The sequence below is a fragment of the Micromonospora sp. NPDC050200 genome (genome assembly GCF_040656135.1).
GTDB lineage: Bacteria > Actinomycetota > Actinomycetes > Mycobacteriales > Micromonosporaceae > Micromonospora.
This window is the reverse complement of record NZ_JBFALG010000032.1, coordinates 25376-38492: the sequence shown is the minus strand read 5'-3', so window position 1 is coordinate 38492 and position 13117 is coordinate 25376. Positions and strand designations below refer to the sequence as shown.

The 13117-nt window shown below is 72.3% G+C and carries 11 protein-coding genes; 4 read left to right on the top strand and 7 right to left on the bottom strand.

The annotated features are described in order from the left end of the window. Positions 1-134 precede the first annotated feature (134 nt). The 4 genes from AB0I41_RS21400 (at position 135) to AB0I41_RS21385 (ending at position 7144) form a co-directional block, all read left to right on the top strand. Positions 135-1670, top strand: coding sequence for an LPXTG cell wall anchor domain-containing protein (locus AB0I41_RS21400; protein WP_357110170.1), 1536 nt, complete (start codon positions 135-137; stop codon positions 1668-1670). A 389-nt stretch (positions 1671-2059) separates the two neighbouring features. Next, a complete protein-coding gene (locus AB0I41_RS21395; RefSeq protein WP_357110284.1) occupies positions 2060-3640 on the top strand; it encodes a 3' terminal RNA ribose 2'-O-methyltransferase Hen1 in 1581 nt (526 codons plus the stop codon). Then, a complete protein-coding gene (locus AB0I41_RS21390) occupies positions 3637-6156 on the top strand; it encodes a polynucleotide kinase-phosphatase (RefSeq protein ID WP_357110167.1) in 2520 nt (839 codons plus the stop codon). The genes AB0I41_RS21395 and AB0I41_RS21390 overlap by 4 nt, the downstream gene beginning before the upstream one ends. Positions 6157-6265: 109 nt before the next feature. After that, a complete protein-coding gene (locus tag AB0I41_RS21385; RefSeq protein ID WP_357110165.1) occupies positions 6266-7144 on the top strand; it encodes a DedA family protein in 879 nt (292 codons plus the stop codon). Between the two features lie 177 nt (positions 7145-7321). Here the strand turns inward: AB0I41_RS21385 and AB0I41_RS21380 are convergent, their stop codons facing one another. The 7 genes from AB0I41_RS21380 to AB0I41_RS21350 all read right to left on the bottom strand — a co-directional run bounded on the left by AB0I41_RS21380 (position 7322) and on the right by AB0I41_RS21350 (position 13036). Next, positions 7322-7699 carry a metalloregulator ArsR/SmtB family transcription factor gene (locus AB0I41_RS21380; RefSeq protein ID WP_120729245.1) on the bottom strand — a complete coding sequence of 126 codons (378 nt, stop codon included), beginning with the start codon at positions 7697-7699 and terminating at the stop codon, positions 7322-7324. Between the two features lie 57 nt (positions 7700-7756). Then, positions 7757-8296, bottom strand: coding sequence for an orotate phosphoribosyltransferase (gene pyrE, locus AB0I41_RS21375; protein WP_357110160.1), 540 nt, complete (start codon positions 8294-8296; stop codon positions 7757-7759). A 166-nt stretch (positions 8297-8462) separates the two neighbouring features. Beyond that, positions 8463-9275: an SDR family oxidoreductase gene (locus tag AB0I41_RS21370; protein WP_357110158.1), complete on the bottom strand. Its 813-nt coding sequence runs from the start codon at positions 9273-9275 to the stop codon at positions 8463-8465. A gap of 9 nt (positions 9276-9284) precedes the next feature. After that, a complete protein-coding gene (locus tag AB0I41_RS21365; protein WP_357110155.1) occupies positions 9285-9920 on the bottom strand; it encodes a hypothetical protein in 636 nt (211 codons plus the stop codon). 73 nt (positions 9921-9993) lie between these two features. Next, on the bottom strand, positions 9994-10947 hold the full coding sequence (locus AB0I41_RS21360) for a hypothetical protein (RefSeq protein ID WP_357110152.1): 954 nt from the start codon (positions 10945-10947) through the stop codon (positions 9994-9996). A gap of 56 nt (positions 10948-11003) precedes the next feature. Further along, positions 11004-12422 (bottom strand): transposase, encoded by a 1419-nt coding sequence (locus AB0I41_RS21355; RefSeq protein ID WP_357110149.1) that lies wholly within the window; start codon positions 12420-12422, stop codon positions 11004-11006. Then, the gene (locus tag AB0I41_RS21350; RefSeq protein WP_357110146.1) at positions 12419-13036 is read right to left on the bottom strand and encodes an IS607 family transposase; all 618 of its coding nucleotides are present in this window, start codon (positions 13034-13036) and stop codon (positions 12419-12421) included. The genes AB0I41_RS21355 and AB0I41_RS21350 overlap by 4 nt, the downstream gene beginning before the upstream one ends. Positions 13037-13117: the final 81 nt, after the last annotated feature.

Below are 13117 nucleotides of genomic sequence, written 5' to 3'. Positions count from 1 at the left end.
CGCCGTTGCGCCGATCATGCTCAGCCGTTCGGCTCATCTACCTGGTCCGGGGACTGTCCCGGGCGACGGGAAGCCTCAAGGACTCCTAAGATCCGCAGGCTCCACCTGGACACCCCCACGGGAGGAACCCCCCAATGCTCAAGCACTCCACCCGGCGCTGGCTCGCCGGGTTGGGCGTCGCAGGCGCGTTCGTCGCCGCCTCCGCGACCCCCGCCGTCGCCGCGCCCGGCTCGGACGAGGTGCTGCTCTACGCCAACGACGCGCTGATCGCGGCGGGTGGCGAGGCCAAGTCGGTGACCCTGTACGCCTTCGCCGAGGCACTGCCCGAGCAGGTGACCGTCACGATCGACCGCAGCGCCGTCACGGACTTCGCCACGGTCGTGCTGAGCGACGACATGAAGGGCTGCACGGACACCGACGCGGTCATCACCTGCAACCTCAAGAGTGCCGATCTCATGGACTACGCGGTGAACCTGACGGTCACCGCCAAGGAAACGGCGAAGGAAGGTGCCACCGGGGACCTGGTCCTGAGCCTGACCGGTAAGGGAGGGCCGAGCGCCACCATCCGGTCCACCGTGGAGATCGGCGAGGGTGTCGACCTGCAGGCGCAGGAACTGCTCAAGGCCTCCGGCGCTCCCGGCGCGACGGTGCAGACCCCGCTCGGCCTGGCCAACATCGGTGACACCGCCGCCCGTGGCGCGGTGCTGCTCCTGGCCACCGCGCCCGCGCTCACCCCGACGCAGCGCTACAGCAACTGCTCCTACATCGACGAGTACGGCGCGCTGCTGACCATGTGCCGCTTCGACGACGAGATCGCCGCCGATGCCGCGCTCCAGCTCGACAGCTCCCTGGCGCTGAAGATCGCCGGCGACGCCTGGGCCCCGAGTCGGCAGTTCGGCCAGGCCATCTGGTTCGCCCAGGGCGACTTCGAGGAGTTCGCCAAGTACCTGCCCGAGGACGGCTGGCAGAAGGGCGGCGGGAGTGCCCTGAAGCTGGTGCCGGCCCCGGCCACGCAGGCCCGCAGCCTGCGGCAGACCGACAAGGACTCGAAGAACAACGTCACGTTCATCGAGGCCGCCGTGACCGGTGACCAGCGGGCGGACCTGGCCGCCACCGGCGCCGAACTGCCCGGCACCGTCGGCAAGAAGGTCACCGCCACGGTCGGATACGTCAACAACGGGCCGGCCATGACCAACGCGTACACGCCGGGTGAGATCGTCACCGGCGCGGTGGTGACCATCCCGGCCGGCGTGACCGTGCTGGACGCGCCCGACGAGTGCTCCCCCGGCACCGCGGAGGAACCGACCGGCGGGTACGGCGAGCCGGGCGGCCGCGTCTACTTCTGTGAGTGGTACCAGGTCCTGCACAAGGGCGACGCCGCCGCCTACGAGTTCGGCCTGCGGATCGACAAGGTGGGTGGCACCGCGGGCTCGGTGAAGCTGTTCCACTTCGACCTCGAGGAGGGGGACCAGGTCGCCGACCTGAACCCGAAGAACGACATCGCCGCACTGGTCGTGAAGGCCGGCGGCAACGGTGGCGGTGACGGCGGCTCGCTGCCGATCACCGGCGAGTCGACCGGCCTGGTGGCCGGCGTCGGCGGCCTGCTGCTCGCCGCCGGCGTCGGCGGCTACGTGCTGGCCCGCCGCCGCAAGACCCGCTTCGTCGCCTGACCCACCCCGCATCACCCGGCGCCCCGTCGACCCCCAGGGTCGGCGGGGCGCCGCCGTCTCCCGCCCGAGGAGGCCGCACGACCCGACCCAACCGCGCAGCCCCGCTGAACCCGCCGGGCCCGCGCCCGACCCGTCCCCCACCGAACACACCCGCCCCTGACACGACCCGCAAAGCAGCCAGCCCACCCAAGATCCCGAACCCGAGCAGCACGCCCACACCAGCCGGAACCACCGCCCGCCGCCCGCCCACGTCGGGTTTCCGGGGGAGCCCCGCCCGCGCAGGGATCAAGCCTGACCGCCCGGAGCGGGCGGGGCTCCCCCCGGAAACCCCACTCAGGACGAAGAAAACGGGACGACGCAAGATCCAGACCCCTGAGACCATGAGCAACGTGCTGCTCACCCTGACCACCACTCACCGGCCGGCGTCCGACCTCGGGTACCTGCTGGTCAAGCACCCTGACCGGGTGCAGTCGTTCGAGCTGCCGGCGGGCACCGCGCACGTCTTCTACCCGGAGGCGGGCGAGGAGCGTTGCACCGCCGCCCTCCTGGTCGACATCGACCCGCAGCGGCTCGGCACGGGCCGGGGTCGCGGGCGCCGGCAGGCCACCACCCCGGAGAGCTTCACCCTCGGGCAGTACGTCAACGACCGGGCGTACGCCGCGTCCAGCCTGCTCGCCTCGGCCCTGTCGGCGGTGTTCCGGTCGGCGCTGCGCGGCGAGTCCCGGGACCGTCCGGAGCTGGCCGGCACGGCGATCCCGCTGGAGGTACGGGTGCCGGTGCTGCGCTGCCGCGGCGGCGCCGACGTGGCCGGCCGACTCTTCGCCCCGCTGGGCTGGACGGTCACCGCCACCCCGATCCCCCTCGACGAGCAGCACCCCGACTGGGGTGACAGCCGGTACGTCGACCTCCTCCTGGCCGGCACCCTCCGGGTCGCCGACGCCCTCAACCACCTGTACGTCCTGCTGCCGGTGCTGGACGACGCCAAGCACTACTGGGTGGCGCCGGACGAGATCGACAAGCTGCTGCGGGCGGGCGCGGGCTGGCTGGCCGACCACCCGGAGCGGGCATTGATCACCCGTCGCTACCTGGCCCACCGCCGGGCGCTGGCCGGGCAGGCCCTGGCCCGGCTGACCGAGCTTCGCCTCGCCGACAATCCCCTGCCCGACGACAGCATCGACGAGACGCCGACGGCCGACACCGGGCCCGACGCCGGCATGCCCGTGCACGAGGCCGGATCGACCGGCGGCACCGGGCCCGGGGACCAGAACGGCGCCGGGCCGGGACGGGCGTCGCTGGCGGTACGGCGACGCGTGGCGGTGCTCGCCGCCCTGGCGGCCAGCGGCGCGACCCGGGTGCTGGACCTGGGCTGCGGTGGCGGCGCGCTGCTCACCGCCCTGGTCGCCGACCGGCGCTACACGGAGGTCGTCGGCACCGACGTCTCCACCCACGCGCTGACGCTGGCCGCCCGCCGGCTGCGCCTGGACCGGCTGCCGGAGCGGCAGCGCGAACGGATCCGGCTCTGGCAGTCCGCCCTCACGTACCGGGACGACCGGCTGCGGGGCTACGACGCGGCGGTGCTGATGGAGGTGATCGAGCACCTCGACCCGCCCCGCCTGCCGGCGCTGGAGGACGCCGTGCTGGGCCACGCCCGGCCGGGCACGGTGGTGGTGACCACGCCGAACGCCGAGTACAACGTCCGCTACGAGGGGCTGCCGGCGGGGCGGTTCCGGCACGCCGACCACCGCTTCGAGTGGACCCGCGCCGAGTTCGCGGCCTGGGTCGAGCGGGTGGCGGCGACGTACGGCTACACCGCCACCATCGGCGGCGTCGGCGAGGACGATCCCGAGGTGGGCGCCCCCACCCAGTTGGCCGTGTTCACCGCGGCGGAGCAGGCAGCGCCCGAACGGGCCACGACCGACAAGAACATGACCGACCAGAGCAGCGACGCCCGGAAGGAGGAGCGCCGATGACCATCCTCGACATTCCCGAGCTGGCCCTGGTGGCGCTGGTCGGCGTCTCCGGCGCGGGCAAGTCCACCTTCGCCCGCCGGCACTTCCCGCCCAGCCAGGTGCTCTCCTCGGACATGTTCCGGGCGCTGGTCGCCGACGACGAGAACGACCAGTCCGCCTCCGCCGACGCGTTCGAGGCGCTGCACCACGTCGCCGCGACCCGGCTGCGGCGGGGCCGACTGACCGTGGTCGACGCGACGAACCTCCAGCCGCACGCCCGGGCCGGGCTGGTGCGGGTGGCCCGCGAACACGACGTGCTGCCGGTGGCGATCGTGCTGGACGTGCCGGAGGCGCTGGCCTGGGAGCGGACCGAGGGGCGGACCGACCGGACCTTCGGCCGGCAGGTGCTGGCCCGGATGCAGCGTGACCTGCGCCGGACGTACGGGCTGCTGGCCCGGGAGGGCTTCCGCAAGGTGCACGTGCTGCGCGGGGTCGAGGAGATCGAGACCGCCGAGATCCGCTACGAGCGGCTCTACAACGACCGGCGCGAGCTGACCGGGCCGTTCGACATCGTCGGTGACGTGCACGGCTGCCGGGAGGAGCTGGAGTCGCTGCTGCTCCGGCTCGGCTGGTCACTGCACCGCGACGACGCGGGCCGCCCGGTGGACGCGGTGCACCCGGCTGGTCGTACCGCGGTCTTCGTGGGTGACCTGGTGGACCGCGGCCCGGACTCCCCCGGCGTGCTCCGCCTGGTGATGGGCATGGTGGCCGCCGGGCACGCGATCTGCGTGCCCGGGAACCACGAGCAGAAGCTGCTGCGGAAGCTGCGTGGCCGGGACGTGCGGCTGACCCACGGCCTGGCCGAGACGATGGCCCAGCTGGAGTCGGAGCCGGCGGAGTTCGTCGCGGAGGTCTCCGCCTTCGTCGACGGCCTGGTCAGCCACTTCGTGCTGGACGGCGGCCGGCTGGTGGTCGCGCACGCCGGCCTGAAGGAGGCCTACCAGGGCCGCGCGTCCGGCCGGGTCCGCGCGTTCGCGCTCTTCGGGGAGACCACCGGCGAGACCGACGAGTACGGCCTGCCGGTCCGCTACCCGTGGGCGCGCGACTACCGGGGTTCGGCCATGGTCGTGTACGGCCACACGCCGACCCCGGACCCGGAGTGGGTGAGCAACACCATCTGCATCGACACCGGCTGCGTCTTCGGCGGCCGGCTCACCGCGCTGCGCTACCCGGAGAAGGAACTGGTCGCCGTTCCGGCGGTCAAGGAGTGGTACGCCCCGGTCCGCCCGCTGGTCAGCACGCCGGCCCGGCCGGACACCGTGCTGGACCTGGCCGACGTCACCGGCCGCCGGCACCTGCAGCACGCGTACGGGACGCTGACCGTGCCGGCGGAGAACGCCGCCGCCGCGCTGGAGGTGATGAGCCGGTTCGCGGTCGACCCGGGCCGGCTGGTCTGGCTCCCGCCGACCATGGCGCCCTGCTCGACGTCGACGGTCGAGGGCTTCCTGGAGCACCCGGCGCAGGCGTTCGAGGACTACCGGGCGGCGGGCGTGGACCGGGTGGTCTGCGAGGAGAAGCACATGGGCTCACGGGCGGTGGTGCTGGTGGAGCGGGAGGCCACCGGTGGGCCGTTCGGCGGTGGGGTGGTGCACACCCGCACCGGCCGGCCGTTCTTCGGTGCGCCGCTGGACGAGGAACTGCTGGCCCGGGTGCGCTCGGCGGTGACCGCGGCCGGCCTCTGGGCCGAGCTGGGCACCGACGCGCTGCTGCTCGACTGCGAGCTGCTGCCCTGGTCGGCGAAGGCGGGCGGGCTGATCCGCGAGCAGTACGCCGGCGTCGGCGCGGCCGGCCGGGCCGCGCTGCCGGCGGTGCTCGCCACACTGGACGCCGCCGCGGCCCGGGGGCTGCCGGTGGACGGGCTGCGGGAGCGGATGGCCGGACGCCGGGCGGAGGTCGACGGCTACTCGGCGGCCTACCGGGCGTACGTGGCGCCGACCGACGGGCTACGCGGGGTGATCCTGGCGCCGTTCGCGGTGCTGGCGGGCGCGGGCGTCAGCTTCGCCGGCCGGGACCACGGCTGGCACCTCGACCTGGCCGACCGGCTCTGCGCGGCCGACCCGGAGTTCTTCACCCCGACCCGGCGGCAGGTGGTCGACCTGGCGGACGCCACGGCGGTGGCGGCGGCCACCGACTGGTGGCTGGCGCTGACGTCGGCCGGCGGCGAGGGCATGGTGGTCAAGCCGTACGCGGGCCTGGCCGCCCGGTCGGCGCGCGGCTCGCTGCTCCAGCCGGGGATCAAGTGCCGGGGCCGGGAGTACCTGCGGATCATCTACGGCCCCGGCTACACCGCCCCCGACCAGCTCGCCGCGCTGCGCCGCCGCTCGCTGGGCCGCAAGCGCGGCCTGGCCCTGCGCGAGCACGCCCTCGGGCTGGCCGCCCTCGACGCGTTCGCGGAGCACGCCCCGCTCTGGCGCCGCCACGAGCTGGTCTTCGCCATCCTCGCCTGCGAGTCCGAACCCGTCGACCCCCGCCTCTGACCCCACCTCCGCGCGCACTTTCACGGAAAGAGTGGCTATCGAGCGTCGAACACGCACTCTTTCTCTGAAAGTGCGCGCGGAGGACGGAGAGTGGGGGCGGTGGGGGGTGATGGCACAGCGGGGTTCGGTAGCCTGTGTGGCCGTGGACACAGGTGAGAAGAGCCGGGTCGTCGTCGAGACGGTCGCGTTGAATCCGCTCGATCCCAAGGAGCTGTTGCAGACCTTCGGGCTGATCGGCGTCTGGGTGATCCTCTTCGCCGAGACCGGCCTGCTGGTCGGCTTCTTCTTCCCGGGCGACTCGCTGCTGTTCCTGGCGGGCGTCGCGGCGTCCCCGGTGGCGGACGCGATCTTCGGCGACGGCACCCGGCTCTCCCTGATCGGGCTGCTGATCGGCGGGCCGATCTGCGCGATCGCCGGCGCCCAGCTCGGGCACTGGCTCGGCTCCCGGTACGGCCGGCGGATGTTCGACCGCCCCAACTCCCGCCTCTTCAAGAAGGAGTACGTGGAGAAGGCGGAGTACTACTTCCAGAAGTTCGGCCCGGCGAAGGCCGTGGTGCTGGCCCGGTTCATCCCGATCGTGCGGACCTTCCTCAACCCGGTGGCGGGCGTGCTCGGCATGCCGGCCCGGCAGTTCTTCCTCTGGAATGTGGTCGGCGCGATCCTCTGGGTGGACGGCATCCTGCTGATCGGCTACCTGCTCGCCGAGCAGATCTACGCCGCGATCGGCGACAAGATCGACCGGTACATCCTGCCGGTGGTCGCGCTGATCATCCTGATCTCGGTGCTGCCGATCATCATCGAGTTCCTGCGTGACCGGCGGGCCCGCAAGCGCGGCGAGGCCGTCGCGGTGGTGGCGGCGGCCAGCGCGGCCGGCGCCGTGGAGGCTGTGCGGGACACCGTCGAGCAGCACGACCAGCCGCGGCACCCGTACCAGCAGCAGCCGCCGCAGGGTGACGAGCGCTACCCGGGGCACGGCCAGGGCCGCTGACCCGCGCAGACACGAACGGCCGACCCCCGGAAGGGACCGGCCGTTCGTGCCACCGGGAGGACCCGGTGGACGGATCAGCGAGCTGGCTGGTGACGGGCAGGCGTCACCACCCGATGACGCCACCCCTGGTACGCCACCGGACGTCGCCCCGTGCGGGGACGACGCGCGGACACCGGGTCAGCGGGCCTTCTTGGTGGCCCGCTTGCGCGGCGGGGTCAGCAGGTCCGCGATCGTGGCGATCGCGGACGGCACCAGCCGGTAGTAGGCCCACACACCGCGCTTCTCCCGCTCCAGCAAGCCGGCCTCGGTGAGGATACGCAGGTGGTGGCTGACCGTCGGCTGCGAGAGGCCGAGCGGCGCCGTCAGATCGCAGACGCACGCCTCCCCCTCGGGAGCCGACTGGATCAGGCTGAGCAGCCGGAGCCGGGCAGGGTCGGCAAGGGCCTTGAGGACCCCGGCCAGCCGCTCGGCATCGGCACGTTCGATCGGCTCGCCGGCAAGCGGCGAGATCTGAGGCATGGTCATTTCAGCCAAAGCAGTTCCCACAAAATCCATCCTTCCACCAGCAGCATCGATCCGCCTGCATATCAGCAGATCCGAATCGGCATATTTTCACGCCACAAGGCCGAGGTCAGCCAACGTATAGGCCGCCAGATACGGCAGTCCGGCGGCTCGTACGGCGTCCCCGGCTCCTCGATCAACAATAACCGCCACACCCACAACCTCCGCCCCGGCCTCACGAAGCGCCTCCACGGCGGTCAACACGCTGCCGCCCGTCGTCGAGGTGTCCTCCACCGCTAGTACCCGCCGGCCGGCCACCTCAGGCCCCTCGATCCGACGTTGCAGACCGTGCGCCTTACCCGCCTTGCGGACCACAAAGGCGTCCAACGGGCGGTCGGTCTCCGCCGCGTCGTGCAGCATCGACAGCGCGATCGGATCCGCGCCGAGGGTCAGCCCACCGACCGCCTCATAGTCCCAGTCCGCGGTCAGCTCGCGCATCACCCGACCGACCAGTGGTGCCGCCTGGTGATGGAGCGTGACGCGACGCAGATCGACGTACCAGTCCGCTTCGCGGCCCGAGGAGAGCACCACCCGGCCGTGGACCACAGCCAGGTCGGAAATGAATTTACGCAGGTCGTCGCGGTGCCCCATGGCGATAGAGGGTACTGCGCGAGTCTGCGCGCCGGATGTGGGGTCCACCCGGGTCAACCTCGCGGGCGACCGATGGGTGGCGATGGACGGCTACGCTGTGCGACCGCCCCCGACAAGCCGTACCCTGCCGGCGTCCCGTCCACCGGGATCGGCCCTGGGTCGCGGGTCAGCCGTCGCTGGGCTCGACCCGCCCCCGCCGGTCGCGGTACGCCACCCGCAGCAGCCGTCGCGGCGCGTACCGCAGGCCGGCCACGGCCAGCTTGTACTTCCAGTCCGGGACGCTGATCTGCCGGCCTTTACGCAGGTCACGCAGGGCCTCGGCGACCACGTCGTCGGCCCGCAGCCACATCCAGCGGGGCGTGCCGGACATGTCGATGCCGTTGCGCTCGTGGTAGCCGGTGTCGGTGTAACCGGGGCAGAGCGCCATCACCCGTACGCCGAGCGGTCGCACCGACAGGTCGACGGACTCGCTGAAGCTGGTCACCCACGCCTTGCTGGCCGGGTACGTCGAGCCGGGCATCACCGGGCCGAAGCCGGCGACGGAAGAGACATTTATCACTGCCCCGTTTCGTCGATCCGTCATCGGGCCGAGGGCGGCGAGGGTGAGCCGCATGACCGCGTGCACGTTGAGCCGCAGCAACCGGGTCTCGTCGGCGACAGTGGAGCGCAGGAAGGGCCGGTTGAGGCTGAGCCCGGCGTTGTTGACCAACAGCTCGACCGGGGCGGCGCCGTCGGTCAACCGTCGTTCCACGGCCGCGCATCCGTCGTCCGTGGACAGGTCGGCGGGCAGCGTCTCCACCCGGTGACCATGCCGGGCGGTCAGCTCGGCGGCCACCTCGGCGAGCCGGGTGGCGTTCCGGGCCACCAGCACCAGCTGCCACCCCTCGGCGGCGAGCCGGCGGGCGAACGCCGCGCCGATGCCGGTGGTGGCGCCGGTGACCAGTGCCCGTCGCTCGGTGGCCGGGGAATCGGACCTCACGGGCGCTCCTCAGCGGGACGGCGGCGGAGCCTGCGGGGGCGGATACGGGCCGTACGGGACCGGAGCCGGGGGCGGGGGCGGCGTGGGCCGGGCCCGGCCGAACCAGCCGTTCGCCGCGGGCAGCGCCAGCAGCACGGCCACCACAAGGTAGCCGAGGGCCTGGCCCACCGAAAGGGCCGCGTTCACCGGGATCCACCACGACGGGTAGGCGTCGCCGAGCAGGCCGAGCAGCTCGGCGGTGGTCTGCCCGGTCCGCAGTGGGCCGGCCCGCTGGCCGACCAACGCGGCCAGGCCGCCGCAGCCGCAGAGCAGCCCCAGCCCGGCGACCACCCAGGTCGCCACCCGGGCGCCCCGGCGCCCGGCAAGCAGCCCGGCGGCGAGACCGAGCAGCAGCAGGCCCACCAGGACGGTGACCACCGCCGAGAGGATCGTGGTGACCCGGAGCAGGGCGACCACGGCGTCCACATCGTCCGGGCCCGCGGTCGTACCGGCGGCGGCGGACCGGAGCCGGTCCACCGTGCCGCCGAGGGCGAGCAGCGCCGCGACGGCGTAGGCCCCGGCGGCGAGGGCCATCAGCCCCAGCACCGCCGCGGCCGACGTGACGGCGGCGGGCCGACGCGCTGGTGCCTGATCCGGGTACGACACGACGATTCCCTCCGGTAGGCGTCGGCTTGCAACCTACTCGGAGGGAATCGTCGGCGTCGCTCGTACTCGCCCGTCAGCTGCCCGGCGGGCGGGTCGGGTCGGACGACGGACCGCCCTCACCCTGTGCTGGGCCACCCGGCTGCGGCGGGCCGGCCGGCGGCGCGGGGGGCGCATCCGACGATGGCGCCGAGGGCGGCGGGGAGGACGGGGCCGACGGCGGCTGCCACGGCGAGGCGGCCGGCGGCTGGTCCGGCGTGGCCGGGTAACCGGGGGTCGCCGGGTAGCTCGGGGTGGCCGGGTAGCTGGGCGCGGCCGGGTAGCCCGGCTGGCCCGGGGCCGACGGGTAGCCCGGCTGGCCCGGGGCCGACGGGTAGCCCCGCTGGCCCGGGGCCGACGGGTAGCCCGGGGCGGGCGGGTAACCGGTTTGCGGGTAGCCCGGGGTGGCCGGGTAGCTCGGCTGGCCGGGGTAGGCGGCGCCGGGGACCGGCGGTTCCCAGGCCTGCTGCGGCTTGCGGAAGAACTCGTTCGCCCTGGGCAGCGCCAGCAGGATCAGCGCCGCCAGCAGGGCGAGCAGGGCGACCACGGAGAGCAGCGTGGTGACCGGGCCGTACCAGGACGGCAGGGCCTCCGCCAGCCGGCGCTGCACCTCCTCGGCGCTCGGGACGTCACCGCTGGTCGTCCCGCCGGTGCCGGCGAACCCACCGGCGGCGTTGCTGACCGTGCCGAGGCCGCAGCAGCAGAACATCAGGCCGCCGAGCACCCAGGTGGCGATCCGGGTGCCGTTCACGCCCCTGTTGTTGAACAGGCCGAGCGCGGCGAGCACGATCGCCACCAGCAGCCCCACGATGGCGCCACCCAGGCTGGCCGCGATGGCGAAGTCCGCCACGCCCTGGACCCCGTTCGCGGCGGTGCCACGGTATGCCTCGTCCAGCACCTCACGGATGGTGCCGATGGTGGAGAGGGCGATGATCAGGTTGATCACCTGGATGAGCGCGAACAGAATCAGCAGATAGCTGGAAATCGTCACGACGGCTGGCCGGACGCGGGCCGGTGTGTGCTGGGAATCGACCACGATTCTGCTTCCTACTCGTTGCTCATAGCTGAGCAGTTCGGATGGTTCGCTCTCCGCCCTGCGGTGGCTGGGCTGGAGTCCTGGACCGGCAGTCTGGTCCGGTGGCGATCGGTCCGGTCCTGCAGGATCTGCTTCACCTTGTGGTGTGGGGTGTGCAGGGCGATGTCGGGGTCGCCGGCTCGGTGCAGGATGTTGATCGCGGCGTTCACGTCGGCCTGCCACACCACCCCGCACCCGGTGCAGTGAAACCGGTCCCCGCTGCGTCGGCCGAACCGGCCGCAGCGGTGACAGGTTTGTGAGGTGTAGGCGGCGTTGACGGGAACGAGCGCAGAACCTCTACGCTCCGACACGCTTTTCAGGGCCTCGGCGGTGACCCCCTTGGTCCACGCGGCGAGACGCCGGTTGACGTTCTTAGGAAGCTTTTTGCGGCTGGTGAAGCGTTTGGTGAGATCCTCGGCGATCACGGTGGCGGCCTCGTCCACGACCTCGTGCACCGCGGTGAAGATCTCCGTCCGCACCCGCGCCCGATGCTGGGCCGCCTGCCGGTCCCGCTTCACCGTGCCGAGATTGTTGACCTTGATCCGGTGCGCTTTCGCCTGGTCACCACGCAGGGCGGCGGTGTTCGCGATCGAGCGCAGCTTCGCCCGCCGCCGGTTACGTTCCTTCAACCGATCCGACTCCGCGGTCAGCAGCACGCCGAGCCCTACACCGTGGGGCTGGCCGTCGGAGTCGGTCAGGGCTTCGGTGTAGCCCTTGTCCACACCGACTGTCCGGTCACCGCACGGCCGCTGTGACGACCGCATCTGCGCCGCGTCGATCTGGTAGTGCACCTCGACCCGGCCGCCGCGCAGGATCAGCCGCAAGGTACCCGTCGGCGCGACCGTCGTGGACAGCGGGATCCTGACCATCTTGCGGGGCTCGAGACCGGGAATCGCCAGCCACAACCGGCCCCGCCCATCGACGGCGGTGTTGTACTTGTCGGCGCGCACCACGATCTGATCGTGCGTGCGGTTGCGTCCCCGCTTCCAGTGCTTGCGCATCTGCCGGGCCAGGAACGGGTCACTGGCCCACTGGTCGGCCTTCAGCGCGGTGAACATCCGCTTACGCTCCGCCGGATCGTTGGTGCGTCGGCTGATCGCCCGCCGGACGTCGACCTTGGCCGCCTCCATGTTCGCTCCGATGTCGGCCATGCCGTCGCGGACGGTTTCCTTCCACGCATTCGCCAGCACACCAAACAACGCGTGCGTGCCGTCGGCCAGCCACCGGTCCCGCACCTGCCGGTCTGTCAACCCCGACCCGACTCCGAGGATCGAGCCGTAACGCTGCCACACCTCGCTACGCACCCGGCCCAACCGACGGGCCTGCTCCACCAGGGCGGCGTACTTGCCCGGATTCAGCCGGGCCGAGTAGGCGATCCGGGTGACCTTCACCGGCCGCCCTCCACGGTCAAGTCCGCCCCTTCGAGTTCCTTCTCGTAGCGGCGCAGACCGTACAGCCGACCGGAGAAGGCGTGCACGACGGCCAGGAGGTCCTCCACCAGTTCCTGCCGTGGGGACAGGGACTCCTGGTTGGCGACGACGATCTCGCAGCCGTTGCGGGCCGCCACGTGCTCCAGGAAGTCGAACCCGAACCGGGCCAACCGGTCCTTGTGCGCCACCACCAGCGTGGCGACCTCACCCCGGTCGACGGCGTCCATCAACGCCAGGAATTCCTTGCGGCGAAGGTTCATCCCGCCGCCGACCTCGCTGATCCACTCGTCCACGGCCAAACCACGAGCGAGGCAGAACTGTTGCATCGCCGCCACCTGCGAGGCCAAGTCCGACTTCTGGCCCGGCGACGAGACCCGGCAATACACCACAACCTTCCGCCGTCCGGCGTCGAAGCCCGGCAGAAGCACCCCGCGCACATCCGAATCGTCGAAATACCGCTGCCCGGACGGCAGACGACGGGCCGTGATCCGGCCCTCCGCCTCCCACCGGCGCACCGTGCTCACCGAGCGGCCCACCCGCTTGGCAAACTCGCCGATCCGATAGACACTCCCCACGACAGTCAATTATGGACAGCTCTAGAAAGGAAAGCAACCACTAGTCGCTGCTCCTTCCCCTAGAACGCGCCCACACCGTAT

Coding starts and splice junctions, on each gene's coding strand:
- pyrE (WP_357110160.1), bottom strand. CDS start 8,296: ATGGGGCACCGCGACGACCTGCGTAAATTCATTTCCGACCTGGCTGTG.
- AB0I41_RS21380 (WP_120729245.1), bottom strand. CDS start 7,699: ATGGATTTTGTGGGAACTGCTTTGGCTGAAATGACCATGCCTCAGATC.
- AB0I41_RS21390 (WP_357110167.1), top strand. CDS start 3,637: ATGACCATCCTCGACATTCCCGAGCTGGCCCTGGTGGCGCTGGTCGGC.
- AB0I41_RS21400 (WP_357110170.1), top strand. CDS start 135: ATGCTCAAGCACTCCACCCGGCGCTGGCTCGCCGGGTTGGGCGTCGCA.
- AB0I41_RS21385 (WP_357110165.1), top strand. CDS start 6,266: ATGGCACAGCGGGGTTCGGTAGCCTGTGTGGCCGTGGACACAGGTGAG.